General features: G+C 64.3%; 23 protein-coding genes. 14 read left to right on the plus strand and 9 right to left on the minus strand.

What is annotated here, in order from left to right; genetic code table 11:
• Nucleotides 1–11 precede the first annotated feature (11 nt).
• Nucleotides 12–992: an NADPH:quinone oxidoreductase family protein gene (locus AC066Y_RS34910; RefSeq protein ID WP_092121325.1), complete on the plus strand. Its 981-nt coding sequence runs from the start codon at nt 12–14 to the stop codon at nt 990–992.
• Nucleotides 993–1,130: 138 nt separating this feature from the next.
• On the opposite strand, the gene AC066Y_RS34915 is transcribed toward AC066Y_RS34910, so the two are convergent.
• Together AC066Y_RS34915 and AC066Y_RS34920 are read right to left on the minus strand one after the other, a co-directional pair.
• Nucleotides 1,131–1,535, minus strand: coding sequence for a YkvA family protein (locus AC066Y_RS34915; RefSeq protein WP_478277837.1), 405 nt, complete (start codon nt 1,533–1,535; stop codon nt 1,131–1,133).
• A gap of 95 nt (nt 1,536–1,630) precedes the next feature.
• Nucleotides 1,631–1,936 (minus strand): 4a-hydroxytetrahydrobiopterin dehydratase, encoded by a 306-nt coding sequence (locus tag AC066Y_RS34920; protein ID WP_478277838.1) that lies wholly within the window; start codon nt 1,934–1,936, stop codon nt 1,631–1,633.
• Nucleotides 1,937–2,147: 211 nt separating this feature from the next.
• On the opposite strand from AC066Y_RS34920, the gene AC066Y_RS34925 reads away from it, so the two are divergent.
• From AC066Y_RS34925 to AC066Y_RS34935, 3 genes are all read left to right on the plus strand, one after another.
• Nucleotides 2,148–3,560 carry a TAXI family TRAP transporter solute-binding subunit gene (locus AC066Y_RS34925; protein ID WP_478277839.1) on the plus strand — a complete coding sequence of 471 codons (1,413 nt, stop codon included), beginning with the start codon at nt 2,148–2,150 and terminating at the stop codon, nt 3,558–3,560.
• Nucleotides 3,561–3,833: 273 nt separating this feature from the next.
• On the plus strand, nt 3,834–5,396 hold the full coding sequence (locus AC066Y_RS34930; protein WP_478277840.1) for an alkaline phosphatase D family protein: 1,563 nt from the start codon (nt 3,834–3,836) through the stop codon (nt 5,394–5,396).
• A gap of 149 nt (nt 5,397–5,545) precedes the next feature.
• Nucleotides 5,546–6,544, plus strand: coding sequence for an N-acetylmuramoyl-L-alanine amidase family protein (locus tag AC066Y_RS34935; protein ID WP_478277841.1), 999 nt, complete (start codon nt 5,546–5,548; stop codon nt 6,542–6,544).
• 26 nt (nt 6,545–6,570) lie between these two features.
• Here AC066Y_RS34935 and AC066Y_RS34940 read toward each other — a convergent pair whose 3' ends face one another.
• Nucleotides 6,571–7,731: a hypothetical protein gene (locus AC066Y_RS34940; protein WP_478277842.1), complete on the minus strand. Its 1,161-nt coding sequence runs from the start codon at nt 7,729–7,731 to the stop codon at nt 6,571–6,573.
• Nucleotides 7,732–7,824: 93 nt separating this feature from the next.
• Nucleotides 7,825–8,199 (minus strand): response regulator, encoded by a 375-nt coding sequence (locus AC066Y_RS34945; protein ID WP_478277843.1) that lies wholly within the window; start codon nt 8,197–8,199, stop codon nt 7,825–7,827.
• 200 nt (nt 8,200–8,399) lie between these two features.
• On the opposite strand from AC066Y_RS34945, the gene AC066Y_RS34950 reads away from it, so the two are divergent.
• The 8 genes from AC066Y_RS34950 to AC066Y_RS34985 all read left to right on the plus strand — a co-directional run bounded on the left by AC066Y_RS34950 (nt 8,400) and on the right by AC066Y_RS34985 (nt 16,457).
• On the plus strand, nt 8,400–9,164 hold the full coding sequence (locus AC066Y_RS34950; RefSeq protein WP_478277844.1) for a Crp/Fnr family transcriptional regulator: 765 nt from the start codon (nt 8,400–8,402) through the stop codon (nt 9,162–9,164).
• A 221-nt stretch (nt 9,165–9,385) separates the two neighbouring features.
• Nucleotides 9,386–10,105, plus strand: coding sequence for a prolipoprotein diacylglyceryl transferase family protein (locus tag AC066Y_RS34955; RefSeq protein WP_478277845.1), 720 nt, complete (start codon nt 9,386–9,388; stop codon nt 10,103–10,105).
• The gene (locus tag AC066Y_RS34960; RefSeq protein WP_478277846.1) at nt 10,086–11,516 is read left to right on the plus strand and encodes a radical SAM protein; all 1,431 of its coding nucleotides are present in this window, start codon (nt 10,086–10,088) and stop codon (nt 11,514–11,516) included. Before AC066Y_RS34955 ends, AC066Y_RS34960 begins: the two co-directional genes overlap by 20 nt.
• 12 nt (nt 11,517–11,528) lie before the next feature.
• Complete coding sequence (locus AC066Y_RS34965; RefSeq protein WP_478277847.1) at nt 11,529–11,798, plus strand: hypothetical protein; 270 nt, start codon at nt 11,529–11,531, stop codon at nt 11,796–11,798.
• On the plus strand, nt 11,795–12,034 hold the full coding sequence (locus tag AC066Y_RS34970; protein WP_092121303.1) for a hypothetical protein: 240 nt from the start codon (nt 11,795–11,797) through the stop codon (nt 12,032–12,034). The genes AC066Y_RS34965 and AC066Y_RS34970 overlap by 4 nt, the downstream gene beginning before the upstream one ends.
• A gap of 282 nt (nt 12,035–12,316) precedes the next feature.
• Nucleotides 12,317–14,143 carry a translational GTPase TypA gene (gene typA, locus AC066Y_RS34975; protein WP_478277848.1) on the plus strand — a complete coding sequence of 609 codons (1,827 nt, stop codon included), beginning with the start codon at nt 12,317–12,319 and terminating at the stop codon, nt 14,141–14,143.
• 181 nt (nt 14,144–14,324) lie between these two features.
• Nucleotides 14,325–15,575: a flavin monoamine oxidase family protein gene (locus AC066Y_RS34980; RefSeq protein WP_478277849.1), complete on the plus strand. Its 1,251-nt coding sequence runs from the start codon at nt 14,325–14,327 to the stop codon at nt 15,573–15,575.
• 42 nt (nt 15,576–15,617) lie between these two features.
• Nucleotides 15,618–16,457, plus strand: a complete 840-nt coding sequence (locus AC066Y_RS34985) for a protein NO VEIN domain-containing protein (protein ID WP_478277850.1) — start codon at nt 15,618–15,620, stop codon at nt 16,455–16,457.
• A gap of 7 nt (nt 16,458–16,464) precedes the next feature.
• Here AC066Y_RS34985 and AC066Y_RS34990 read toward each other — a convergent pair whose 3' ends face one another.
• Genes AC066Y_RS34990 through AC066Y_RS35000 form a run of 3 tightly spaced genes read right to left on the minus strand, consistent with a single transcriptional unit; the run spans nt 16,465 to nt 18,746 of the window.
• The gene (locus tag AC066Y_RS34990; RefSeq protein ID WP_478277851.1) at nt 16,465–16,872 is read right to left on the minus strand and encodes a thiol-disulfide oxidoreductase DCC family protein; all 408 of its coding nucleotides are present in this window, start codon (nt 16,870–16,872) and stop codon (nt 16,465–16,467) included.
• 59 nt (nt 16,873–16,931) lie between these two features.
• Nucleotides 16,932–18,260, minus strand: a complete 1,329-nt coding sequence (locus AC066Y_RS34995) for an SDR family oxidoreductase (protein ID WP_478277852.1) — start codon at nt 18,258–18,260, stop codon at nt 16,932–16,934.
• Nucleotides 18,261–18,278: 18 nt separating this feature from the next.
• Entirely contained in the window at nt 18,279–18,746 is a 468-nt protein-coding gene (locus AC066Y_RS35000; RefSeq protein WP_478277853.1) for a DUF2269 family protein, read from the minus strand.
• A gap of 373 nt (nt 18,747–19,119) precedes the next feature.
• Here AC066Y_RS35000 and AC066Y_RS35005 point away from each other — a divergent pair, with 373 nt between their 5' ends.
• Both AC066Y_RS35005 and ppa read left to right on the plus strand, forming a co-directional pair.
• On the plus strand, nt 19,120–19,629 hold the full coding sequence (locus AC066Y_RS35005; RefSeq protein WP_092121284.1) for a GNAT family N-acetyltransferase: 510 nt from the start codon (nt 19,120–19,122) through the stop codon (nt 19,627–19,629).
• A 164-nt stretch (nt 19,630–19,793) separates the two neighbouring features.
• Nucleotides 19,794–20,324 carry an inorganic diphosphatase gene (gene ppa / locus AC066Y_RS35010; RefSeq protein ID WP_021078233.1) on the plus strand — a complete coding sequence of 177 codons (531 nt, stop codon included), beginning with the start codon at nt 19,794–19,796 and terminating at the stop codon, nt 20,322–20,324.
• A 165-nt stretch (nt 20,325–20,489) separates the two neighbouring features.
• On the opposite strand, the gene AC066Y_RS35015 is transcribed toward ppa, so the two are convergent.
• Both AC066Y_RS35015 and AC066Y_RS35020 read right to left on the minus strand, forming a co-directional pair.
• Nucleotides 20,490–21,374, minus strand: coding sequence for a bifunctional methylenetetrahydrofolate dehydrogenase/methenyltetrahydrofolate cyclohydrolase (locus tag AC066Y_RS35015; protein ID WP_478277854.1), 885 nt, complete (start codon nt 21,372–21,374; stop codon nt 20,490–20,492).
• Between the two features lies 1 nt (nt 21,375).
• A complete protein-coding gene (locus tag AC066Y_RS35020) occupies nt 21,376–21,711 on the minus strand; it encodes a DUF167 domain-containing protein (RefSeq protein ID WP_478277855.1) in 336 nt (111 codons plus the stop codon).
• Nucleotides 21,712–21,717: the final 6 nt, after the last annotated feature.

Here is a 21,717-nt window from a genome sequence, read left to right on the forward strand (position 1 = left end):
CAGGTGTGTCCATGAAAGCCATCCTCTGCTCGCAATACTGTCAACCCGACGATCTCGTGCTGGCTGACGTGCCCGATCCGGTGGCGGGTCCCGGCGAAGCCGTGATCGCGATCAAGGCGGCGGCGCTGAACTTCTTCGACATCCTGATGATCCAGGGCAAGTACCAGATCAAGCCGCCGTTCCCGTTCTCGCCGGCCGCCGAAGTCGCCGGCGTGATCGAGAGCGTCGGCGCGGGCGTCACTGATCTGAAGGTCGGCGATCGCGTCGTTGCGTCATGCGGCCACAACGGCGCGCGCGACAAGATCGCGCTGCCGGCTAATACGATCGTGAAGATTCCCGACAATCTCGATTACGATCGCGCCGCCGGCATCATCATCATCTACGGCACGGCGCTGCATGCACTGGAAGATCGCGCGAGCCCGAAGCCGGGCGAGACGCTCGCGGTGCTGGGCGCCGCCGGTGGCACCGGCCTTGCCGCGTGCGAACTCGGCAAGTTGATGGGCCTGAAGGTGATTGCCTGCGCATCGTCGGACGAGAAGCTCGCATTCGCCAAGCAGCACGGCGCCGAGCTGACGCTGAACTACGCCAAGGAAGATCTGAAGGAGGGCCTGCGCAAGCTGACGAACGGCAAGGGCGCCGACATCGTGTTCGATCCGGTCGGCGGCTCCTATGCCGAGGCCGCGCTGCGCTCGACCGCATGGGAGGGCCGCTTCCTGGTGATCGGCTTTGCCGCCGGCGACATTCCGAAGATTCCGCTCAACCTCGCGCTGCTCAAGGGCTGCGACATCCGCGGCGTGTTCTGGGGCGCGTGGGCGCGGCTGAATCCGGAGAAGAACCGCAAGAACCTCGAGAAGCTCGTGCAATGGACCGCGGAAGGCAAGATCTCCTCGCATGTCGACCGCACCTTCCCGCTGTCGCAGACCGCGGAAGCCCTGAAGGTGCTCGCCGGCCGCAAGGCGATGGGCAAGGTGATCCTGCATCCGGGAAGCTGAGCGCAACGCTGAATCACGCTCCGGACTATCACCGTCACCCTGAGGAGAGCGTCAGCGCGTCTCGAAGGGTCGACGGCCCCGGACCGGGCCGTGCATCCTTCGAGGCTCGCAAGAGCTCGCACCTCCAGCGACAACGGCTTAGCCGTTGCGCGGGGATGACGGGTCGAGAGTCGATCCATCAACGCCGCGCTTCAGTGCGGCGCGCGCGGCATCGCGGTGCTCCGAGGTGATGTGGCTTGCCACCATGCGGATCGCGGTTGCGAGCACGGCGGCATCGTCGGTGAAGCCGAGCACCGGCAGCATGTCCGGGATGAAATCGAACGGCAGGATGAAATAGGCGATCGCGCCGAGCAGCGCGGCCTGGACATGGCGCGGCGTCTGCCGATCGAAGGCGCAGTAATAGGCCGCCAGCAGATCCTCGGCGAACGGCAGCCGCGCCACCACTTTCTTGAACTTGATCCAGAAGCGGCGGCGCGCGCTTTCCGGGTCCCGCGCCAGCCGGTCGGCAGGCCCAAACCCCACGCCGGTGTCGGTCGATGGCATCGCAAGGTTCCCTTTGGCGCCGCGCGACGGATCGGCGGCGGACGATCCGAATCTGGGGACGTCGGCCAGCCCGCGCAAGGTTGCGCGCGGCCGGGTCAGTTGACCCCGAACTGCCTCGCGATCGCGTTCATGGCCTTGGCGAGGTCGATATCGCGCTTGGTCACCCCGCCGACATCGTGGGTGGCCAGCACGACCTCGACCGTCTTGTAGACGTTCTTCCATTCGGGGTGATGGTCGCTCTTCTCGGCGACCAAAGCGGCGCGTGCCATGAAGCCGAAGGCCTCGTTGAAGTCCTTGAACACGAAGGTCTTTGCGATCGCCTCGCGCCCGGCCGTCTCCGACCAGCCGGCCAGTTCCCAAAGCGCGGCCTTCCTTGCTTCTGCTGACAGCCTTTCGACCATGGCAACCCTCCCGTTTGACGCCGACCTTAGCCTAACAACCGGCCTCCGGGTGGGATCCATGCCGAAAATAAGGCCGAAATAGCGTCCTATCGCCGCTGGTAACCATGACGGAGATGTAACATCTGTGGCTCCAGGAATTTGCTACAAATGCAGAATCCGTGCGCGTTGGTAATTTTGCGAGATTGAGCCCCGACGATTGTTTGCGAGATCGATGACAGACGGCTCCGCCAGCATATCGCCCAAGCCGCTGCGCTCGGCAAAGCGACGGCTGATGTTCGTCTTGATCGCGGGCGCGCTCGCCATCGTCGGGGCGCTGATCGCCGGGTATTATTTCGCGGTGCGTCCGGTGACGCTGCGGATCGCGGTCGGCCCCGCAAGCAGCGATGACCTCAAGGTCGTACAGGCGCTGGCGCAGGCCTTCAACAACCAGCAGCACACCCAGGTCAAGCTGCGCCCGGTGCAGACCGACGGCGCCACCGCCAGCGCGCAGACGCTGGCCGACGGCAAGGCCGATCTCGCCATCATCCGTGGCGACCTCGAGGTGCCAAAGAATGCGCAGGCGGTCGCGACCTTGCGCAAGAACGTCGTGGTGATGTGGGTGCCGCCCGCAGCCAAGGGCAAGAGCAAGAGCCGCAAGGCCGCAAAGATCACCAAGATCGCGCAGCTTGCCGGCCGCAAGATCGGCGTCGTCGGCCGCACGCCGGCCAACGTCAATCTGCTGAAGCTGATCCTGCAGCAATACGGCGTCGACCCGATGAAGGTCGAGATCGTGCAATTCCCGGCCAATGAAGCAGTCGAGGCCATCAAGAACCTGAAGGCCGATGCCTATCTCGCCGTCGGTCCGGCCAACAGCAAGCTCACGATCGATGCGATCACGGCGTCGACCAAAGACGGCGGCGAGCCCACCTTCCTGCCGATCGATGCGTCCGAGGCGATCGCGCAGAACCATCCGGCCTATGAGGCCGCGGAAATTCCCGCCGGCTCGCTCGGCTCGGCCGACCGGCCCGACGACGAGGTGAAGACGATCAGCTTCTCGCACCATATCGTCGCGCGAAAGGGCCTGTCGGACGCGACGGTCGCGGCATTCACCCGGCAATTGTTTGCGAGCCGGCAGTCGCTCAAGAACGATTTCCCGCTCGCCGCCAAGATCGAGACGCCCGACACCGACAAGGACGCCATCATTCCGGTGCATCCAGGCGCGGCCGCCTTCGTCGACGGCGAAGAGAAGACCTTCCTCGACCGCTACAGCGATTACATCTGGTGGAGCCTTATGGCGTTCTCGGCGATGGGCTCGGCCGGTGCATGGTTCGCCGGCTATCTCAAGCAGGACGAGCGCAACACCAACACCTCGCAGCGCGAGCGCCTGCTGGAGATGCTGAAGGCCGCGCGGCAGAGCGATTCGACCGACGAACTCGACCAGCTGCAGGCGGAAGCCGACGACATCCTGCGCCACACGCTCGACTGTTTCGAGCATGGCGCCATCGAGGAAGGCACGCTGACCGCGTTCAACATCGCGCTCGAGCAGTTCCACAACGCGGTGGCCGACCGCAAGGCGCTGCTGCTCAGCATGCCGCAGAACTTGCAGCGGACTGCGAGCCAGTTCAGGGCGGCGGGCACGGCGTAGGGCTTACTCTCCCATCTCTCCACGAGCTCTCCTTCGCCTCTCCCGCTTGCGGGGGAGGCCGCATTGCATCGCAGATGCAATGCGGGTGGGGGCTCTCTCCGCGATACGACTCGTGGAGAGAGCCCCCACCCCACCCTCCCCCGCAAGCGGGAGAGGGAGCCTTACAGACGTGCTCACCTCACGCGGCCTCCCCTGTAATCTCTCCGTCATGGAATTTTTCTAGGTCTGTGCTCGCCTGCGGCGCACTGTCGCTGTGACCTGAGGAGGCTCCCCATGACGATCCGGTTCTCGCGAAAACTGACCCGCCGACGTTTTCTCTCGACGGCTGCTGCGGCCGGCGCCGGCGTGATCGCGATGCCTTATCTGTCGCGCGCGGCCGACCGCCCGGTGATCACCCATGGCGTGCAGTCCGGCGATGTCGGCGTCGACGGCGGCGTGGTGTGGGCGCGCGCGGACCGTCCCTCGCAGATGATGGTCGAGGTCGCGACATCAGATTCGTTCAAGGATGCCCGCGCGCTGCCGCCGATCACGGCGTTGCCGGAGAGCGACTTCACCGCAAAGATGCTGCTGGAGAACCTGCCGTCCGGCCAGGACATCTTCTACCGCGTCCGCTTCCGCGACCTCGCCCATATCGACGTTGTCGGCGAGCCCGTGGTCGGCCGCTTCCGCACCGCGCCGAGCGACCGCCGCGACGTCTCCTTCGTGTGGGGCGGCGACGTTGCCGGCCAGGGCTGGGGCATCAATCCCGACGACGGCGGCATGATCACCTTCGCCGCGATGAAGAAGCACGCCCCGGACTTTTTCCTGCATTCCGGCGACACCATCTATGCCGACGGCGTCATCACCGCCGAGCAGAAGCAGCCCGACGGCAAGATCTGGAAGAACATCACGATCCCGGAGAAGGCCAAGGTTGCCGAGACGCTCGACGAATACCGCGCCGCGCACAAATACAATTTCCTCGACGCGAACCTGCGCGCCTTCAATTCCGAGGTGCCGATCTTCGTGCAGTGGGACGACCACGAGGTGACCAACAACTGGTCGCTGTCGAAGCAGCTGCCGGCGGCCTACAAGGAGCGCGACATCAACGTGCTCGCGGCGCGCGCGGCAAAAGCCTTCCACGAGATGTATCCGATGCGCGAGAGCATCGTCGAGCCGGGCCGCGTCTATCGCACGCTGAGCTACGGTCCGCATCTCGACGTGTTCATGCTCGACGAGCGCAGCTATCGCGGCCCCAACGGTCCGAACCTGCAGGAGACCTACGGTCCCGATGCCTATTTCATCGGGCCGGATCAGATGGCATGGCTGAAGCGCGCGCTGCTCAACTCGCGCGCCACCTGGAAGGTGATCGCCTCCGACATGCCGCTGTCGCTGATCGTCTATGACGATGCCGCCAACAAGAAGGGCTCGGAAGCGTTCGCGCAGGGCGACGGCCCGGCGCGCGGCCGCGAACTCGAGATCGCCGACATCCTGCGCTTCATCAAGACCGCAGGCATCGCCAACACGGTGTGGCTGACCGCCGACGTGCACTATGCGGCTGCGCACTACTACAACCCGAACAAGGCCCAGTTCCAGGAGTTCGATCCGTTCTGGGAATTCGTCTCCGGCCCGCTGCATGCCGGCACGTTCGGTCCGAACGAGCTCGACAACACGTTTGGTCCCGAGGTGAAGTTCGTCAAGGCGCCGGGCGAAGCCAACCAGAACCTGCCGCCGTCGGCCGGCATGCAGTTCTTCGGCCACGTCAAGATCGACGGCAAGAGCGGGCAGATGACGGTGAGCCTGCGCGACCGCGTCGACGCCGAGCTGTGGGCGATCACGCTCGATCCGAAGCCGGTGTAATCAGGTCGCAGCCGCCACGGAACCCGACGTCCTGTCCTGCAGCCCTTGCCTCAAGGCAGGGGCTGCACGATTGACGGGGGATGGACGTCACCGGCCTCTTCCGGTACCTCTATCAGAGCCGTTATGCTGGGGGCCCGGAGGGGCGGAGCATGAGGCGCTGCGAGTTGATTCGCGTGCTCGGTGGTATCGTCGTGGGGCTTCGGCCGCACCGCTTGCTTGTCGTCGCGATCGCCGTGTTCGCGCTGCTGCCGATCGAGGTCGGCGATGCCGGCTGGCTGCCTGATCTCTTCAAGAGCTCATCGAAGCATCCCAAAGCGCCAAAGCGCGCGAAATCGGCAAAGCCGGCCAGATTGGCAAGGCACCGCGCGCCATCAAAGCCACGCGCTACGCGGCTCGCCGCGCTTGGGCCGGTCGCCCTGCCGCCTCCCGCTTCCAAGCCGGCCGCAGCCAAATGCGATCCCGCGACATTGCGGATCGTGCTCGATGTCGGACATACCGCTGAATCGGAAGGCGCGATCAGCGCGCGCAATGTCGCCGAGTTCACCTTCAACCTGCGCCTTGCGCGGCTGATCGAGGAGAAGCTGAAGGCCGACGGCTTTGCCGAAACCAGGCTGCTGCTGACCGAAGGCAAAGCGAGACCCAGCCTCTTCAAGCGGGTCGCCACCGCCAACAACCTGCACGCGGATCTCCTGCTGTCGATCCATCATGATTCCGTGCCCAACAAGATGCTGGAGGACTGGGAATTCGAGGGACAGAAGCGCCATTTCAGCGACCGCTTCAGCGGCTACTCGGTGTTCGTCTCCCGCAACAATCCGGACTTCAAGACCAGCCTGCTGTTCGCCGAGCTGGTCGCCGGGGAATTGAAAGCTGAAGGGCTGCAATATGCCGAGCAATACAGCCAGCCCATCATGGGCCACGACCAGCATCCCCTGCTGAACAAGGACACCGGCGTCTACAGTTACGATAAGCTCATCGTGCTGCGAAAGACCGCGATGCCCGCCGTCCTGCTGGAGGCGGGCTCGATCATCAACCGGGACGAAGAACTCAAGATGGACTCGCCCGAGCGCCGCAATGCGATCAGCAGCAGCGTCGCGTCTGCCGTCAAGGAATTCTGCGAGCCGCGATGGGCGCTCCTCGGCCCGCTCTGACCGCCGAGCGATCGGCACCTCCCGGTTCAGCCCGGTTTGCCGGCCTTGATCTCCGCGAATTTGGCCAGCGCCTGTTCGAATTTGGGGCTGAAGAGCCACATCGCGTCGAGGATTTCGCGGAAGCTCGCGGATGTCCTTGCCCGGTCGGCTCGACCGAAGGCGAAGACGCTGTTGTTTCGCAGATATCCCATGATCCTGGGCTCGGATATTCTGTAATTGACGAGGTCGCCTGACTTCAGCGCGGACCTGGTCGGGCTCGGAATGATCTGGATGAGCTCAAAGAGCTTCATCTGATCGATCGGATTGGGCAGCGCCTTTGCGATCGCCGGGACCTGCGGGAAAATATCCGCGTGCTCGTTCATGAGCGCATCGCGCACCGCGGTCCAGTGATTGAACCGGTGATCGAGATTGCCGACACGCGCTTCTTCCATGTCGTCGCGACGGCTCAGCGCAGGATCGAGGGCCGCGATCGATTGCTTGATGGCGGCCCACTTCTTTCGACCGTTGCGATCTTCGGACGGGCCGGTCTGCAGGCTGCCCTTGTAGGTGTTCGACCGCGCATTTCCGGCATTTTGCTTGCCGCTTGTCTCGGCAAAGAACAGGCCGAGACTGATCCGGCCGGCGACCGCGGCGTCAGCGGCATCCAGCCCCCTGGCGCGCGCGATCACCGTCGCCAGCTCGACCACGTCCCTGAATGGCGTCTCGGAGCTTTGCGCGTTCGCGGGCGGCGCCTCCATCACATCGAAGAGCTTCCTGTACTCATCGAGCAGCGGCTCATTGTCGGCGTCGAAATAGGCCGGAGGAATCCCGAATCTGTTGGGTCGTCCAATCCTGGACGGTAGCGCATCGGTGAGATCCTTGTAGGCGCTCATCATCTCGACACGGGCAAGGTAGAGGGCCTGGCCCGGCAAGTCGGGCAGCGGCTGATGGGAATCGATCTGCGCGCGCCGCTGGCGCAGGATCGATACGAAGTTCTTCAGGGCATTGTCGTAAGTCGTGAGCGCGGCCGATTGCTCGCTCGTGAGCGCGGCTGGCTCAGCGATGGCTGGAGACACGCAAGCGGCGGCGACGGCCGAGGCCAGCGACGACAACGCCGCACCGGCCATCGGATGCGTCGCAAGCGGCGCGAGGAGCAGCCCGAGAGAGAGCGCCGTTGCGGGCGCAGCGGCAGATGTCCTGTTCGCCATGACGACTTCCCGATGCCTGTACGCCGCCGAATCCGACGCTCCGGATCGTAGACGACGGACACACCGACGGCGAGGCCGCAGCCCGGCGACCCGTCAGTGTCCGTTTCTCAGCGCGGCCTCGATCGCTTCGCTCGAACACGGCTTGGTCAGCCGCGGCTTGCCGGCGAGCGATTCCGGCAGCCTGATGTCAGCGCCATAGCCCGTGACGAACGCGAAGGGCACCTTCAGCGCATCCAGCCGCTCGGCGATCACGAAGGTCTTCTCGCCCCTGACGAGGCCGACGTCGAGCAGCGCAAAATCCGGTGCGCGCTCGGCGATCAATTCGAGCGCGCGGGCGACGTTCGCAGCGGTGCGCACCGTCCGGGCGCCGAAGCCCAGGATGGTGTCCTCGAAATAGAGCGAGATGATCGGATCGTCCTCGACCACGAGAACGTCACCGGGCATGCCGGCATTGGGGGCGGATTCCATGGCTCGGTGTCCATTGCTTCGATGATGGATGACAGACCGGATCAGTCCGGCCGGATGGCCCGCGACCGGCGCCCAGAAGCACGCCGGCGGTTCCCGAGATGAAACTCATCACATCGCAAGCGGGCGCGTCTGTTCACTAGTGAACATAGATCCGGGAACTTTTTCAGTATGGTCCGCGTTGGGCTTTCAGGATTTTCCAAATGATTGCGAAACGGACCGATTTGGCCGGGACGAATGACCGGCCGTTCAACAATCTCTTGCGCCGGCTGAACGCCGCCGATTACGAGCTGATCGCGCCGCATCTTGCGGTGGTCGAGGCCGCGGCCGGCGACTTGCTCTACAATCCCGGCGACGATGTCCAGATCGTGCATTTCCCATGCGGACCGAGCCTTGCGTCCTACATGGTGGCCAACGAGGACGGCCGCGATGTCGAGACCATCCTGATCGGCCGCGAGGGCGCGGTCGGCGGCATCGTCAGCCAGGGATTCCTGCCGGCCTATACCCGCATCACCGTCAAGTTCGGCGGACCGTTCGTGCGGCTGCCGATCAGCAAGCTCGACGCCGCCAAGCTGAAGTCGATCTCGGTGCGCAACATCTTCGCGCGTTATGCCGACTGCATGCTGGCGCAGATCTTCCAGTCGACCGCCTGCAATGCGATTCACTCGATCGAGCAGCGCGCCGCGAAATGGATCATCTCGGCGATCGAGCGCACCAATGGCGACGGCGTGGTGCCGCTCACGCATGAGCAGCTCTCGACCTTGCTCGGCGTCGGCCGCAGCTATACCAGCCGGGTGATCCAGAACTTCAAGGCGGAAGGCGTGCTGGACACTCGTCGCGGTGCGATCGTGATCCGCGACCCCGACAATCTCAAGCTGCGTTCCTGCCTGTGCAACGACGCAGTGAAGGATCACTTCGAGGAAGTGCTGCGCGGCGTGTATCCGAGCGAGGACAACCCGACGAACTGACGCTGTTTACCTCTCCCCGCTCCTTGCGGGGAGAGGTCGGATCGCGCGAGCGATCCGGGTGAGGGGCGAGGCACACTACTCAACAAGCCGCGAGGTGCTCGCCGGATGGAAGCCCCTCACCCCAACCCTCTAAGAGCGAGCTTCGCTCGTCTCGACCCCGTAAGAACGGGGAGAGGGAGGACAGCTATCGCGGACCGCGAAAATCACGCTACACTCGCCCCATGAGTGGGGCAGCACTTCACGCCGTCTTCGACGTCGCAGCATGGTGCGCGGCCGCGATCGCCATGTGGTGGCTGTCGCGCGTGCGGGGGCTGCAATTCCCGCGGCAATCCTTCGAGCTGACGTATATCGCCGCGCTGGTGTTCGGCGCCGGCATCGGCGCCTACATCTTCGGCACGTTGAACCTGTGGTTCTCGGGTGTGTCCGGCATCGCCCGCTCGGTCGAGGGTGCGCTGGCCGGCGGCATTGTCGCGATCGAGCTCTACAAATGGCTGCACGGCATTTCGCTGCGCACCGGAGCGCGGTTCGCGCTGCCGCTTGCGGTCGGCGTCGCGGTCGGCCGGCTCGGCTGCTATTTCGCGGGGCTCGAGGATTTCACCTATGGCACGCCGACCGCGCTGCCCTGGGGCCATGATTTCGGCGACGGCATCCTGCGCCATCCGGTGCAGCTCTATGAAAGCCTGGCGATGGCGGCGTTCGCGGCCTTCTACGTCTTCGCTGTGTTGAACCGCAACGCCGCATTCATCACCAATGGCTTCTACCTCGTACTGTTCTACTACGGCCTGCAGCGTTTCGTGTGGGAGTTCATCAAGCCCTACGGCGCGCTGATCGGCCCGTTCTCGCTGTTTCACCTGCTGTCGCTGTTTGTCATGGTCTATGCCGCCGTCATGCTGGCGACGGCCCCGAATGTGAGCTTGAAGCATGAACGCGCCGCTGCGTAAGTCCCGCCCCTACATCTTCTGGGGCCAGACCCAATCGCTCTGCGAGACCTGCCTGACCCTGGTGCCGACCAAGATCCAGATATCAGGCAATGAGGTCTGGTACGAGAAGCGCTGCAAGCAGCACGGCGTGCAGTCGACCTTGGTCTCAACCGATTCGGCCTATTGGCGGCTATGCAAGGATTTCATCAAGCCCGGCGACCAGCCGCGCGCCTTCCAGCACCACACCGAATTCGGCTGCCCCTATGATTGCGGGCTATGCCCGGACCACGAGCAGCACTCCTGCCTGGCGCTGATCGAGATCACCGAGCACTGCAACCTGACCTGCCCGGTGTGCTTTGCGGAGTCCTCGCCGGCCCGCTTAAGCTTCACGCCGCTCGCGAAGATCGAGAAAATGCTCGATGTGCTGGTGGCGAGCGAGGGTGAGCCCGACCTCGTGCAGATCTCCGGCGGCGAGCCGACGCTGCATCCGGATTTCTTCGCGATTCTGGATGCGGTGCGCGTCCGCCCGATCCGCCACGTCATGATCAACACCAACGGCCTCAGAATCGCGCGCGAGCCGGACTTCGTGGCGAAGCTCGCCGAGAACAAGCGCGGGCTGGAAGTCTATCTGCAGTTCGATTCGCTCAAGCGCGAGGCGCTGGTCAATCTGCGCGGCGCGGATTTGCGAAAGATCCGCCAGCAGGCGCTGGAGAATCTCGAACGCCACGGCGTCTCGACGACGCTGGTCGCGACCATCAAGCGCGGCGTCAATGATGCCGAGATCGGCGACATCGTCCGCCACGCGCTGACCTGGACATGCGTTCGCGGCGTCACGCTGCAGCCGGTGCAGGACGCCGGCCGCAACCAGGATTTCAACAAGGACACCGAGCGCATCATACTGTCGGAGATCCGCCAGCACGTGATCGAGACCGGGGTGTTCGGCGACAAGGATATGATTCCGCTGCCGTGCAATCCCGAGAGCATCTCGATCGGCTACGGCCTGCGCAACGGCGACAAGGTGGTGCCGCTGACCTCGCTGATCCCGCAGGAACAGCTCGTCGCCGTGATGCCCAACACGATCAGCCCGGAGAAATATCCGGTGCTGCGGGAAAAGTTCGTCGATTTGTTCTCGCTGTCGTCGGGGCCGCTGAACACCAGCGAGCGGGTCTGCGAATTGCTGTGCTGTCTGCCGAGCTTCGAGGTGCCGGACGGCCTGACTTACGAGAACGTGTTCCGCGTCACCATCGTGCAGTTTCTCGATCGCTTCAATTTCTGCGTCGGCAACGTCAAGCGAAGCTGCATCCATTTCGTCACCGAGAGCGGCGCGATCGTCCCGTTCGACACCTACAACCTGTTCTATCGCAATGGGCTGATCGACGGCATCCGCGCGAGCCTGGCCGGGCAGACCTATCGGGAGGCCCCGGCAGGGTGAGGGGATGCCCCGATGAGCGACGACCGCCCCATCAATCCGGATGGATCTCCGCCCTCGCTGCCTCCGCCACTCCCACCGCGGCGCGGCGGCTGCGCGACCGCGTTCATGGCGCTGTTCGGGCTGATCCTTCTTCTGCCCGGGCTCTGCGCCCTGCTGTTCGGGTTCGGCGGCCTGACCGGATCGAGGCCCGATCCCTCCGTCTTCTTCCTGATCCTGCTCGGGCTCGCGGTCTGCTTTGCCGGCGTGATGCTGATCCGCGCCGCGATCAAGGGAAGCTCATGAGCAATTCCGACACGCCCCCGCCAACGGAGCCGCCGCGGCAGGAATCGCGCCTGCCGCGTGGTTGCGCGATTTTCATGCTGATCGTCGGGGTGCTGCTGCTGATCCCGGGCGCCCTCTGTGTGGTCCTCAGTGTCACTCTGGGTGGGTCCAACGACCCGATCACCGGGCTTGCGGTGCTGGTGACGCTTGGCGGGCTCGGGCTGATTGTGTTCGCGCGGGCGCAGAAGCGAGGCTGAATCGGCCCCGAAAAGCCCCTCAAAACCGGCTTCCGGAGCGAAAATCAGGCACTTAAACCGCCAATAAACCGTTGTTTTTTGGCGTTTTCTGACTATATTGCGCCGCAACGCGCAAGGTGCCCGGTCCTCTGACCGGGCTTCCTTTTTGGGGTGATGCGTCCCCGTCAAATTTCTTGGGTATGAGCGTGATCCGGGCCCCGATTGGGCCACGTGAGCGAGCGGCCGGCCAAACTGGTCCGGCGAGATCGCGCATCTGACCATTGCACGACCAGAAGAAGAGCCATGAACCTTCGCAACGTCGCCATTATCGCCCACGTCGACCACGGCAAGACCACCCTCGTCGACCGCCTGCTGCAGCAATCCGGGACCTATCGCGAGAACCAGAAGGTCACCGAGCGCGCCATGGACTCCAACGATCTGGAGCGTGAGCGCGGCATCACCATCCTGGCCAAGGCGGCCTCGGTGCAGTGGAAGGATACCCGCATCAACATCGTCGACACGCCCGGCCACGCCGATTTCGGCGGCGAGGTCGAGCGCATCCTCAACATGGTGGACGGCGCGCTGGTGCTGGTCGACGCCGCCGAGGGTCCGCTGCCGCAGACCAAGTTCGTGGTGTCGAAGGCGCTCAAGGTCGGCCTGAAGCCGATCGTCGTGATCAACAAGGTCGACCGCCCCGACGCACGCCCGACCGAAGTGATCAACGAGGTGTTTGACCTGTTCGCAGCACTTGATGCCAGCGAGGAGCAGCTCGACTTCCCGATTCTGTACGGGTCGGCCAAGCAGGGCTGGATGGGCGACAGCCCGGAAGCTTCGCATGACGCTGGCATGCAGCCGCTGTTCGACCTGATCGTGCGCCATGTCGCGCCGCCGAAGGTCGAAGAAGGCCCGTTCCGCATGATCGGCACCATCCTCGAAGCCAACCCCTATCTCGGCCGCATCATCACCGGCCGCATCACATCGGGCTCCATCAAACCGAACCAGGCCGTGAAGGTGCTCGGCGCCGACGGCAAGACCATTGAGCAGGGGCGTATCACCAAAATCCTCGCCTTCCGCGGCATCGAGCGCACCCCGCTGGAGGAAGCCGACGCCGGCGACATCGTCGCGATCGCGGGCCTCACCAAGGGCACCGTCGCCGACACCTTCTGCGATCCCAGCGTCGAGACACCACTGCCGGCGCAGCCGATCGATCCGCCGACGGTGTCGATGTCTTTCATCGTCAACAACTCGCCGCTCGCCGGCACCGAAGGCGACAAGGTGACCTCGCGCATGATCCGCGACCGCCTGCTGCGCGAGGCCGAGGGCAACGTCGCGCTGCGCGTCGTCGAGGCCGCCGACAAGGATTCGATGGAAGTCTCCGGCCGCGGCGAATTGCAGCTCGCGATCCTGATCGAGACCATGCGCCGCGAGGGCTTTGAGCTCTCGGTGTCGCGCCCGCGCGTCGTGCTGCAGAAGGACGAGGCGACCGGCGCCTGGCAGGAGCCGATCGAGGAGGTCGTGATCGACGTCGACGAGGAGCATTCCGGCGTCGTCGTGCAGAAGATGAGCGAGCGCAAGGCCGAGATGATCGAGATGCGCCCGTCCGGCGGCAACCGCCTGCGGCTGGTGTTCTACGCGCCGACCCGCGGCCTGATCGGCTACCAGGGCGAACTGCTCACCGACACCCGCGGCACCGCGATCATGAACCGCATCTTCCACGGCTATGCCGCCTACAAGGGCGAGATCCAGGGCCGCCGCAACGGCGTCCTGATCTCCAACGACCAGGGCGAAGCGGTGGCCTATGCGATGTTCAAGCTGGAAGACCGCGGCCCGATGATGATCGAGCCGGGCTGGAAGGTCTACAAGGGCATGATCGTCGGCGAGCACACCCGCGACAACGACCTCGAGATCAACGTGCTGAAGGGCAAGCAGCTCACCAACATCCGCACCACCTCGAAGGACGAAGCCGTGCGCCTGACGCCGCCGATCCGGATGACCCTGGAAAAGGCGCTCGCCTATATCGAGGACGACGAGCTCGTCGAGGTGACGCCGAAGTCGATCCGGCTGCGCAAGAAGCACCTCGACCCGAACGAGCGCAAGCGCGCCGAAAAGGCCAAAGAGGCTGTAGCTTAAGCGGTGGCCTAAGCCCGTCTGTCGTGCCCCGGCTCGACCGGGGCACCCAGTACGCCGCGGCCTGTCGGCTCTATCACCGCCGTCTCTGGAATACTGGATCACCCGTATGCGCATGCGCGGGTGATGACAGTTATGCGTGCGGTGACTTCAGGCGTCTTTCCAGACGTGCTAGAGCCGGGACATGAGTTCCCTTCCCTCCACGGTCGATGTTGCCGTCATCGGCGCCGGCGCTGCGGGCCTCGGCGCCGCGCATGCGCTGAAGGGCACCGGCCTTTCCAGCATCGTCCTGGAAGCCCGGGACCGTCTCGGTGGCCGCGCGCATACGATCCAGGCCGCGCCTGACGTGGTGTTCGACGTCGGCTGCGGCTGGCTGCACTCGGCCGACCAGAACAGCTTTATCGGCATCGCCCAGCAGCTTGGCTTCGAGCTCAACAAGGACCTGCCGCCGTGGCGCGAGCGCGCCTATGGCAAGGCATTCCCGCAGGCCGACCGCGACGCGTTCATGCTTGCGCTCGACCAGTTCTACGACCGCATCGAGCAGGCCGCGCGCGGCGGCAAGGACACATCTGCCGATCGCTATCTCGAGCCCGGCAACCGCTGGAACCCGATGATCGATGCGATCTCGACCTATGTGAACGGCTGCGAGCTCGACCAGCTCTCGATCCTCGACTTCGACGCCTATGAGGACAGCAACGTCAATTGGCGCGTCAAGCGCGGCTATGGCGCGCTGGTCGCGGCCTATGGCGAGCCAGTATCGGTCGCGCGGAACTGCGAGGTCCGGCTGATCGATCATTCCGGCAAGCGGATCCGCATCGAGACCTCGCGCGGCGTGCTTGAGGCGGACAAGGTGATCGTCACCGTGCCGACCAATCTGATCGCCGACGAGGCAATCCGCTTTTCGCCTGCGCTGCCGGGCAAGCTCGATGCCGCGCGCGGCTTGCCGCTCGGCCTCGCCGACAAGGTGACGCTGGCGCTCGCCGAGCCCGAGGCGCTGCCCAAGGAAGGCAATCTGCGCGGCGCCACCATGCGCACCGAGATGGGCACCTATCACATCCGCCCGTTCGGCCAGCCCTGCATCGAGGGCTTCTTCGGCGGCCGTTTTGCGCGACAGCTCGAAGATGCTGGCGACGGCGCCATCGCCGCCCACAGCATCGACGAGATCGTCTCCTTCCTCGGCAATGATTTCCGCCGCAAGCTGAAGCCGCTCAGCGAATCCCGCTGGGCCCACGACCCGTTCGCCCGCGGCTCCTATTCGCACGCGCTGCCCGGCCACGCCGACAAGCGCGCCGCACTGGCCGCACCGGTTGACGGCCGGCTGTTCTTTGCCGGAGAGGCCACCTCGCCGCACTTCTTCTCGACCGCGCATGGCGCAAGGGATTCGGGGGAGCGGGCGGCGAAGGAAGTGGTGGGTGCGGCTCGCCCCAAGACTTGACGGAGACTGGACGCCAATTCCGAAATAGTCCATTTTTCGAACATGGCCACGGGGGAGCGAAAAGATTGGACTGACGACGAGCTTGACCTCATCGTCGCCGACTACTTCTCAATGCTGAACGACGAAATGCGTCGCGCGTCCTACGACAAGACCCAGCACCGAAAAGTATTGATGGGCCAGATTGGCCGAAGCAACAGCTCCATCGAGTTCAAACACCATAACATTTCGGCAGTCCTTCAGCTGCTCGAAATCCCTTGGATCAACGGATACAAGCCCAGGGCTCATTTTCAGAAATCGATTGTGGGTGCGGTCGAACGATACATTACCAATCATCCCGCAGCCCTTCATCCGGAGCTGCTGTTGGCGAACGAGATCGGCGAGCGACCACAGCTTTTCGTAGAGCCGCCGCCTGGGCTCGCGAATAAGGCGCCCCGCCCTAACGCGGCTCAACGCCTCGTTCGAAAGTTCAATCCCGCCGAACGTGATTTTTTGAATCGCAAGTTAGGGCACGATGGCGAGCAGATTGTCTTCCATTTTGAACAGCAACGGCTCCGAGCGCTCGACCGATCTGACCTTGCCAAGAAAGTGAGGTGGGTTTCGATGGAGGATGGCGATGGCGCCGGCTACGATGTCTTGTCATTCGACGCTCAAGGCCAAGAGAGATTTCTGGAGGTAAAGACTACTGTCGGTTCGCAGACCGCGCCTTTCTATATGACCCGCAATGAGCTTTCGTTCTCAAGGGAGCGACCGAAGGAGTTTCGGATTTGCCGATTGTATGACTTCTTGAAGGCCCCAAAGATGTTCGAGTTGGCGCCTCCGCTTGAGAAATTGATTTCGCTCGAACCTCTGTCATATGAGGCCTCGTTCAATAGGCGCGATTGAACACAGTTTACTCCAGCACCCTCCCCCGCATAGCGGCATCTGGCACAAAGCACGTCTCGTACTTCCCGAAGATCTTGTAACGGTTGCGGGCGATGAGGCTGTAGACCGCGTCGCGCAGCGGCTTGGGCACCGCGAACAGCGCGCGGGTCCAGCCCCAGCCGGGGAGATGGCTCAGCACCGTCAGTGCCGCGTCCGACTTCATCCAGGCGATGTCGCCATGGACCACGGCGTTGGTGTCGGGATCCTCGGGGTCGATGCCGAAAGTCTTTGCCAGCCGCGTGCCGTAGTCGGACTGGATCGGCGTGAAGCGAAAGCGGCGCGTTGTGTCGCGGGCGATGACGAAGCGAACCCAGCGTGAGCAGAAGATGCAGACGCCGTCGTAGAGGATCACGTCGTCATCCGGCCACTTACTCATCTTGATTTCCTTCGACGCGTTTTCTTCACGCGAACCGGTTCCCACTTCGCTCGAAAACGCTACCGGTTATCCAACATCAGCAACGCGACCAGCATCAGCACGATTGCAGGCCCGGTCTTCACCAGCGCGCCGAGCGGCTCGATCCAGAGATCGGGCGTCAGGATCGCCGATCCGGCCATATAGCCGAGCGAAGCGATGATGCCTGCAACAAGACCGAACGCCGCGGTGCGGCGGAAGGCGATCAGCACACCGATGCTCATGTCCATCAGGCTGGTCAAGACCGTCACCGGTCCGACCAGGGCAGGCGGGAAATGGTGCGTGCTCAGGATGCCGGCTGCGGCGTCATAGGAGATGACCAGCGCGATGAAGCCGGACGTGACCCAGAACAGCACGAGGCTTGCGAAGATCAGCGCCTTGATCAGGAACAGCCGCGCGAACCATTTGTCCTGGATGGTCGCGGGGCGCTCGCCGACGGCTTGCGCGATCGTCTTCGGCACGATGCCGGTCGTGGTCATCCAGGCTGCGGGATCGCCGGTGACGCCGCGCCGCAATTCGGCGATCGCGGTGGAACGCAGCGGCGGCATCCAGCCGAGGCGGCTCGTGAGATCGCCGAGGCGGGCGCCGAGATCGATCAGGAACGGCGCCGTCGGAAGACGGACATGTTTCGCCGTGCCGAACGACCAGCGAAACTGAGCGATGACGCCGCCGAGCGAGATTGGTTGCGGCTGCATCAGATCCCATGTCACCGATCGCACCGCTTCATCGGCGACGTCGCGCGAAGCGAGCAAGGCGATGGTCGCGGCGATATCCTCGACCGCAACCGGCTGGAACGGCGTCGCGGCCTCGTCGGCCGGCAAATCGACCGGCAGCGCCGCCAGCGCGCGCAGCATGGCGCTGCCGCCATAGGCCGCAGGCGCGATGACAAAGCCCGGGCGCAGGATGGCATGCGCGATCTCGGACGCTGCGATCAGCCGTTCGGCCTCGCGCTTGGTGGTGCTGAAGGCCGTGCGATCCTCATTGGCCGTGCCCGGAATCGAAATGTGGACGAGACGGATCGCGCGGTGGCTGTCCCGGACAGCCTGCAACAGCCGCGCCACGAAGTCGCGATGCACCGCGCGGGTGTCGCTGCCCGGACCATCCTGCAGCACGCCGAGGCAATTGACGACAATGTCGGCCTCGTGGGTGCGAAGCAGCTGCGTCAGTGCCGCCGCATCCATCGACATCACCGGAAGCTCGAGGTCGGCCGCGCTCATCTTTTGCGCCGGCGTGAAATGCCGCGCGACTCCGATTACGCGAAAGCCGCGCGCCCTCAGATCGTCGGTGATGGTGCGCCCGATCAGGCCTGACGCGCCGAGCACGAGGATGTTGTGTGATGCGTCGTCACTCATGGGGGGTCGGATCATGCGCTAAAATGGCTTCGCGATCATCAGCCACAGGATGATCATCACCGATCCGAAGCCGGGAATCCCGAACAGGAACCAGCGGCGAAACAGCGCATCGTAGCGCGGCGGCAGCGGGAGACCTTTTTCGGCGGCCGCCTGCGCGAGGTCGCGCATCTCCATCTGCATGAAGATGACGGGAACCCAGAACGCGCCGGCCAGCGCGTAGAGCGCCAGCGAGACCAACAGCCAGCGTTCGGTCAGGCTTGTGGCTGACAGCATCATCAGCAGTCCACCGCTGACCGGCTGCAGCAGCACGGCGCTCAGCGTGAAGATCATGTCGGCGGTCACGACGGTCGCCGCCGTGCGCGCGATGAACGCCGCATCACCCGTGCGATGCGCCGCCAGCATGAAGAAGGCGATGCCGGTCCCGGTGCCGAGGATCACGATGGCGCCGAGCACATGCAGATATTTGATCAGAAAGTAGAGCGTCATCGCAGTCCGCTCGTGATCAGGCCGGTCCCGGCGCGCAACAATACCGCCGCTGCAATAGGCCGGGTATGCGCGGAAATCCACTGCGGCGGCACGGCCGCAGAATGCGCGATGCATCCACGTTGCGACTGAATTCGCTCGCAAAATTCCTGCGGCGAATCAGCTCCGAACGACCATTTTCCGAATTGCGGCATTGTCATACAGCGCTCGCGATGCACGCTTTGCACAGGCCGGGATCGGCGATTGGTCGCGCAAGCCCGGCGAGTGTCCTCTTTCGGTACAAGTTTTCATGACACTGATGCAAAAAATCCACAGGTTAACCGATAATTAACGATGGACCTTGAAGGCGGCCCTCCGACTTGCTTTGATTGCAGGCATGAGCACAACGCTAATCGAGGTTCGGCCGGCCAAAGCTGCAGACGCAGCCTCGGTGGCGTCTACCCATGACGAAGCCTGGCGCTCGGCATATCAGGGAATCATCCCCGGCGCCGAACTCGAAAAGCTGATCAATCGCCGTGGCCCGCAGTGGTGGGACAGCGCCATCCGCAAGGGCAGCCGCGTCAGTGTGCTGGTGTTCGGCGACCGGATCGCGGGCTACGCCAATTACGGCCGCAACCGCGCCCGCAGCCTGCATTTCGAAGGCGAGATCTACGAGCTCTACCTGCGGCCGGAATTCCAAGGCCTCGGCTTCGGCCGGCGCCTGTTCGCCGCAGCCCGCCGCGACCTGCTGCAGAGCGGCCTGAAGACCATGGTGATCTGGGCGCTCTCCGACAACGAGCCGGCGACCGAGTTTTACCGCGCACTGGGCGGCCGCATGGTGGCGCGCTCCTCGGAGCGGTTCGGGCCGAAGTCGCTCGACAAGGTTGCTTTCGCCTGGACCAACTGAAAATCCTGCTTCTCTCGCAGCTGCAGCAAGGCTAAACAGCCTGAGCGTTTGCGCGCGACGGCCAGCCCGGCTCCCAAGGCCGGGCTTGAAGCTGTTTCGCGGCCTGGCGGCGCCAAGCAAAAAATCACATCCTTCTCAACTTCCAAGGCCACGCGGAGCAATCCATGCGCATCGACGCCATATCGATCGGAAAAAATCCGCCCCACGACGTCAACGTCATCATCGAGGTTGCCGTCGGCGGCGAGCCCATCAAGTACGAAATGGACAAGGAGGCCGGCACACTGGTGGTGGACCGCTTCCTCTACACGCCGATGCGCTATCCCGGCAATTACGGCTTCATCCCGCACACGCTGTCGGGCGATGGCGATCCCTGCGACGTGCTGATCGTCAACACCCGCGCGATCGTGCCGGGCGCGGTGATGAGCGTCCGCGTGGTCGGCGTGCTGCTGATGGAGGACGAGGCCGGCGGAGACGAGAAGATCATCGCGGTGCCGTCGTCGAAGCTGACCCAGCGCTACGACAAGGTGCACAACTACAGCGACCTGCCCGACATCACGCTGCAGCAGATCCAGCACTTCTTCGAGCACTACAAGGATCTCGAGAAGGGCAAGTGGGTGAAGGTGCTGCGCTGGGGCGACGCCGACGAAGCCCGCAAGCTGATCCTCGAAGGCATCGAGCGCGCGAAGAAGAAGTAGGCACGCTGCCTGGACTCCCTCGCCCCGCTCTTGCGGGGAGAGGGCTGGGGTGAGGGGCTGCCTCCGCGAGTTGCGAACGTCGAGAGACCTGTACCCCCTCACCCGGATTGCATCTGACGATGCAATCCGACCTCTCCCCGCAAGCGGGGCGAGGTGAGGAAGAAACTACACCGCGGGCGCCGGCAGGCCGGCAATCGCGCAGGCGGCGCGCAGTGTGTTGACCAGGAGGCACGCCACCGTCATTTGGCCGACGCCGCCAGGCACCGGCGTGATCGCGCCGGTGACGTCGAGCGCTTCCTGGAATGCGACGTCGCCGACCAGCTTCGGCTTGCCGCCCGCAACCGGAATGCGGTTGATGCCGACATCGATCACGGTCGCGCCCGGCTTCAGCCAGTCGCCACGCACCATCTCCGGACGGCCGACCGCGGCATAGACCAGATCGGCCTGGGCGCAGAGCTTCGGCAGATCGCGCGAGCGCGAATGCGCGATCGTCACCGTCACGTTCTCGTTCAGCAGCAATTGCACCAGCGGACGGCCGACCAGATTGGAGCGGCCGATCACGATCGCGTTCATGCCCTCGAGCGAAGGGTGCACGCTCTTGGTCAGGATGATGCAGCCGAGCGGCGTGCAGGGCGACAGCGCGGCAAGGCCGCCGGCGAGCCGGCCGGCATTGTTCGGATGCAGGCCGTCGACGTCCTTGGCCGGGTCGATCGCATTGATGATGGTCTCGGTGTGCAGCGATTTCGGCAGCGGCAGCTGCACCAGGATGCCATGCACCTTCGGATCGAGGTTGAGCTGTGCGATCAGCGCCAGCAGATCGGCCTGCGACACGTCCTCCGGCAGCTTGTGCTCGAACGAGGCCATGCCGGCGGCCTGGGTCTGGGTGTGCTTGCTGCGGACATAGACCTCACTCGCCGGATCATGGCCGACCAGCACGACGGCGAGCCCTGGCGTGAGCGCATGGTCGCGCTTGACGCGGGCGACCTCGTCGGCGACGCGGGCGCGAAGCTCGGCGGCGATGGCTTTTCCGTCGATGATGCGGGCAGTCATGTCAGTCCTTCGTCTCCTGGTTCGGCCCGGTCGCGGTCAACTTCTTCAAGGTGTCGCCAAGCTGCCTCGGGTCGCCGTCCACAGCCACCTGCTTCAGCCGCGAGGTGGCGCCGGACAACAGCTTCACCCTGGCCTTGGGCACGCCGAGCGCCTTGGCCAGCAACTCGGTCACCGCACGGTTGGCCTCGCCGCCTTCCGCAACGGCGCGCACCCGCACCTTCACCACCGAGCGGCCGTTGGCCAACGTCTCGATCCCGTCGATGCCGTCGCGGCCGCCGCGCGGCGTCACGCGCAAGGCGATGCTGATGCCCCCGGTGGAATAGCGCCAAGGATCCATCAGCCC

It is taken from the genome of Bradyrhizobium sp. USDA3010, assembly GCF_056429065.1.

Coding starts and splice junctions, on each gene's coding strand:
- AC066Y_RS34910 (WP_092121325.1), top strand. CDS start 12: ATGAAAGCCATCCTCTGCTCGCAATACTGTCAACCCGACGATCTCGTG.
- AC066Y_RS34915 (WP_478277837.1), bottom strand. CDS start 1,535: ATGCCATCGACCGACACCGGCGTGGGGTTTGGGCCTGCCGACCGGCTG.
- AC066Y_RS34920 (WP_478277838.1), bottom strand. CDS start 1,936: ATGGTCGAAAGGCTGTCAGCAGAAGCAAGGAAGGCCGCGCTTTGGGAA.
- AC066Y_RS34925 (WP_478277839.1), top strand. CDS start 2,148: ATGACAGACGGCTCCGCCAGCATATCGCCCAAGCCGCTGCGCTCGGCA.
- AC066Y_RS34930 (WP_478277840.1), top strand. CDS start 3,834: ATGACGATCCGGTTCTCGCGAAAACTGACCCGCCGACGTTTTCTCTCG.
- AC066Y_RS34935 (WP_478277841.1), top strand. CDS start 5,546: ATGAGGCGCTGCGAGTTGATTCGCGTGCTCGGTGGTATCGTCGTGGGG.
- AC066Y_RS34940 (WP_478277842.1), bottom strand. CDS start 7,731: ATGGCGAACAGGACATCTGCCGCTGCGCCCGCAACGGCGCTCTCTCTC.
- AC066Y_RS34945 (WP_478277843.1), bottom strand. CDS start 8,199: ATGGAATCCGCCCCCAATGCCGGCATGCCCGGTGACGTTCTCGTGGTC.
- AC066Y_RS34950 (WP_478277844.1), top strand. CDS start 8,400: ATGATTGCGAAACGGACCGATTTGGCCGGGACGAATGACCGGCCGTTC.
- AC066Y_RS34955 (WP_478277845.1), top strand. CDS start 9,386: ATGAGTGGGGCAGCACTTCACGCCGTCTTCGACGTCGCAGCATGGTGC.
- AC066Y_RS34960 (WP_478277846.1), top strand. CDS start 10,086: ATGAACGCGCCGCTGCGTAAGTCCCGCCCCTACATCTTCTGGGGCCAG.
- AC066Y_RS34965 (WP_478277847.1), top strand. CDS start 11,529: ATGAGCGACGACCGCCCCATCAATCCGGATGGATCTCCGCCCTCGCTG.
- AC066Y_RS34970 (WP_092121303.1), top strand. CDS start 11,795: ATGAGCAATTCCGACACGCCCCCGCCAACGGAGCCGCCGCGGCAGGAA.
- typA (WP_478277848.1), top strand. CDS start 12,317: ATGAACCTTCGCAACGTCGCCATTATCGCCCACGTCGACCACGGCAAG.
- AC066Y_RS34980 (WP_478277849.1), top strand. CDS start 14,325: ATGAGTTCCCTTCCCTCCACGGTCGATGTTGCCGTCATCGGCGCCGGC.
- AC066Y_RS34985 (WP_478277850.1), top strand. CDS start 15,618: ATGGCCACGGGGGAGCGAAAAGATTGGACTGACGACGAGCTTGACCTC.
- AC066Y_RS34990 (WP_478277851.1), bottom strand. CDS start 16,872: ATGAGTAAGTGGCCGGATGACGACGTGATCCTCTACGACGGCGTCTGC.
- AC066Y_RS34995 (WP_478277852.1), bottom strand. CDS start 18,260: ATGAGTGACGACGCATCACACAACATCCTCGTGCTCGGCGCGTCAGGC.
- AC066Y_RS35000 (WP_478277853.1), bottom strand. CDS start 18,746: ATGACGCTCTACTTTCTGATCAAATATCTGCATGTGCTCGGCGCCATC.
- AC066Y_RS35005 (WP_092121284.1), top strand. CDS start 19,120: ATGAGCACAACGCTAATCGAGGTTCGGCCGGCCAAAGCTGCAGACGCA.
- ppa (WP_021078233.1), top strand. CDS start 19,794: ATGCGCATCGACGCCATATCGATCGGAAAAAATCCGCCCCACGACGTC.
- AC066Y_RS35015 (WP_478277854.1), bottom strand. CDS start 21,374: ATGACTGCCCGCATCATCGACGGAAAAGCCATCGCCGCCGAGCTTCGC.
- AC066Y_RS35020 (WP_478277855.1), bottom strand. CDS start 21,711: ATGGATCCTTGGCGCTATTCCACCGGGGGCATCAGCATCGCCTTGCGC.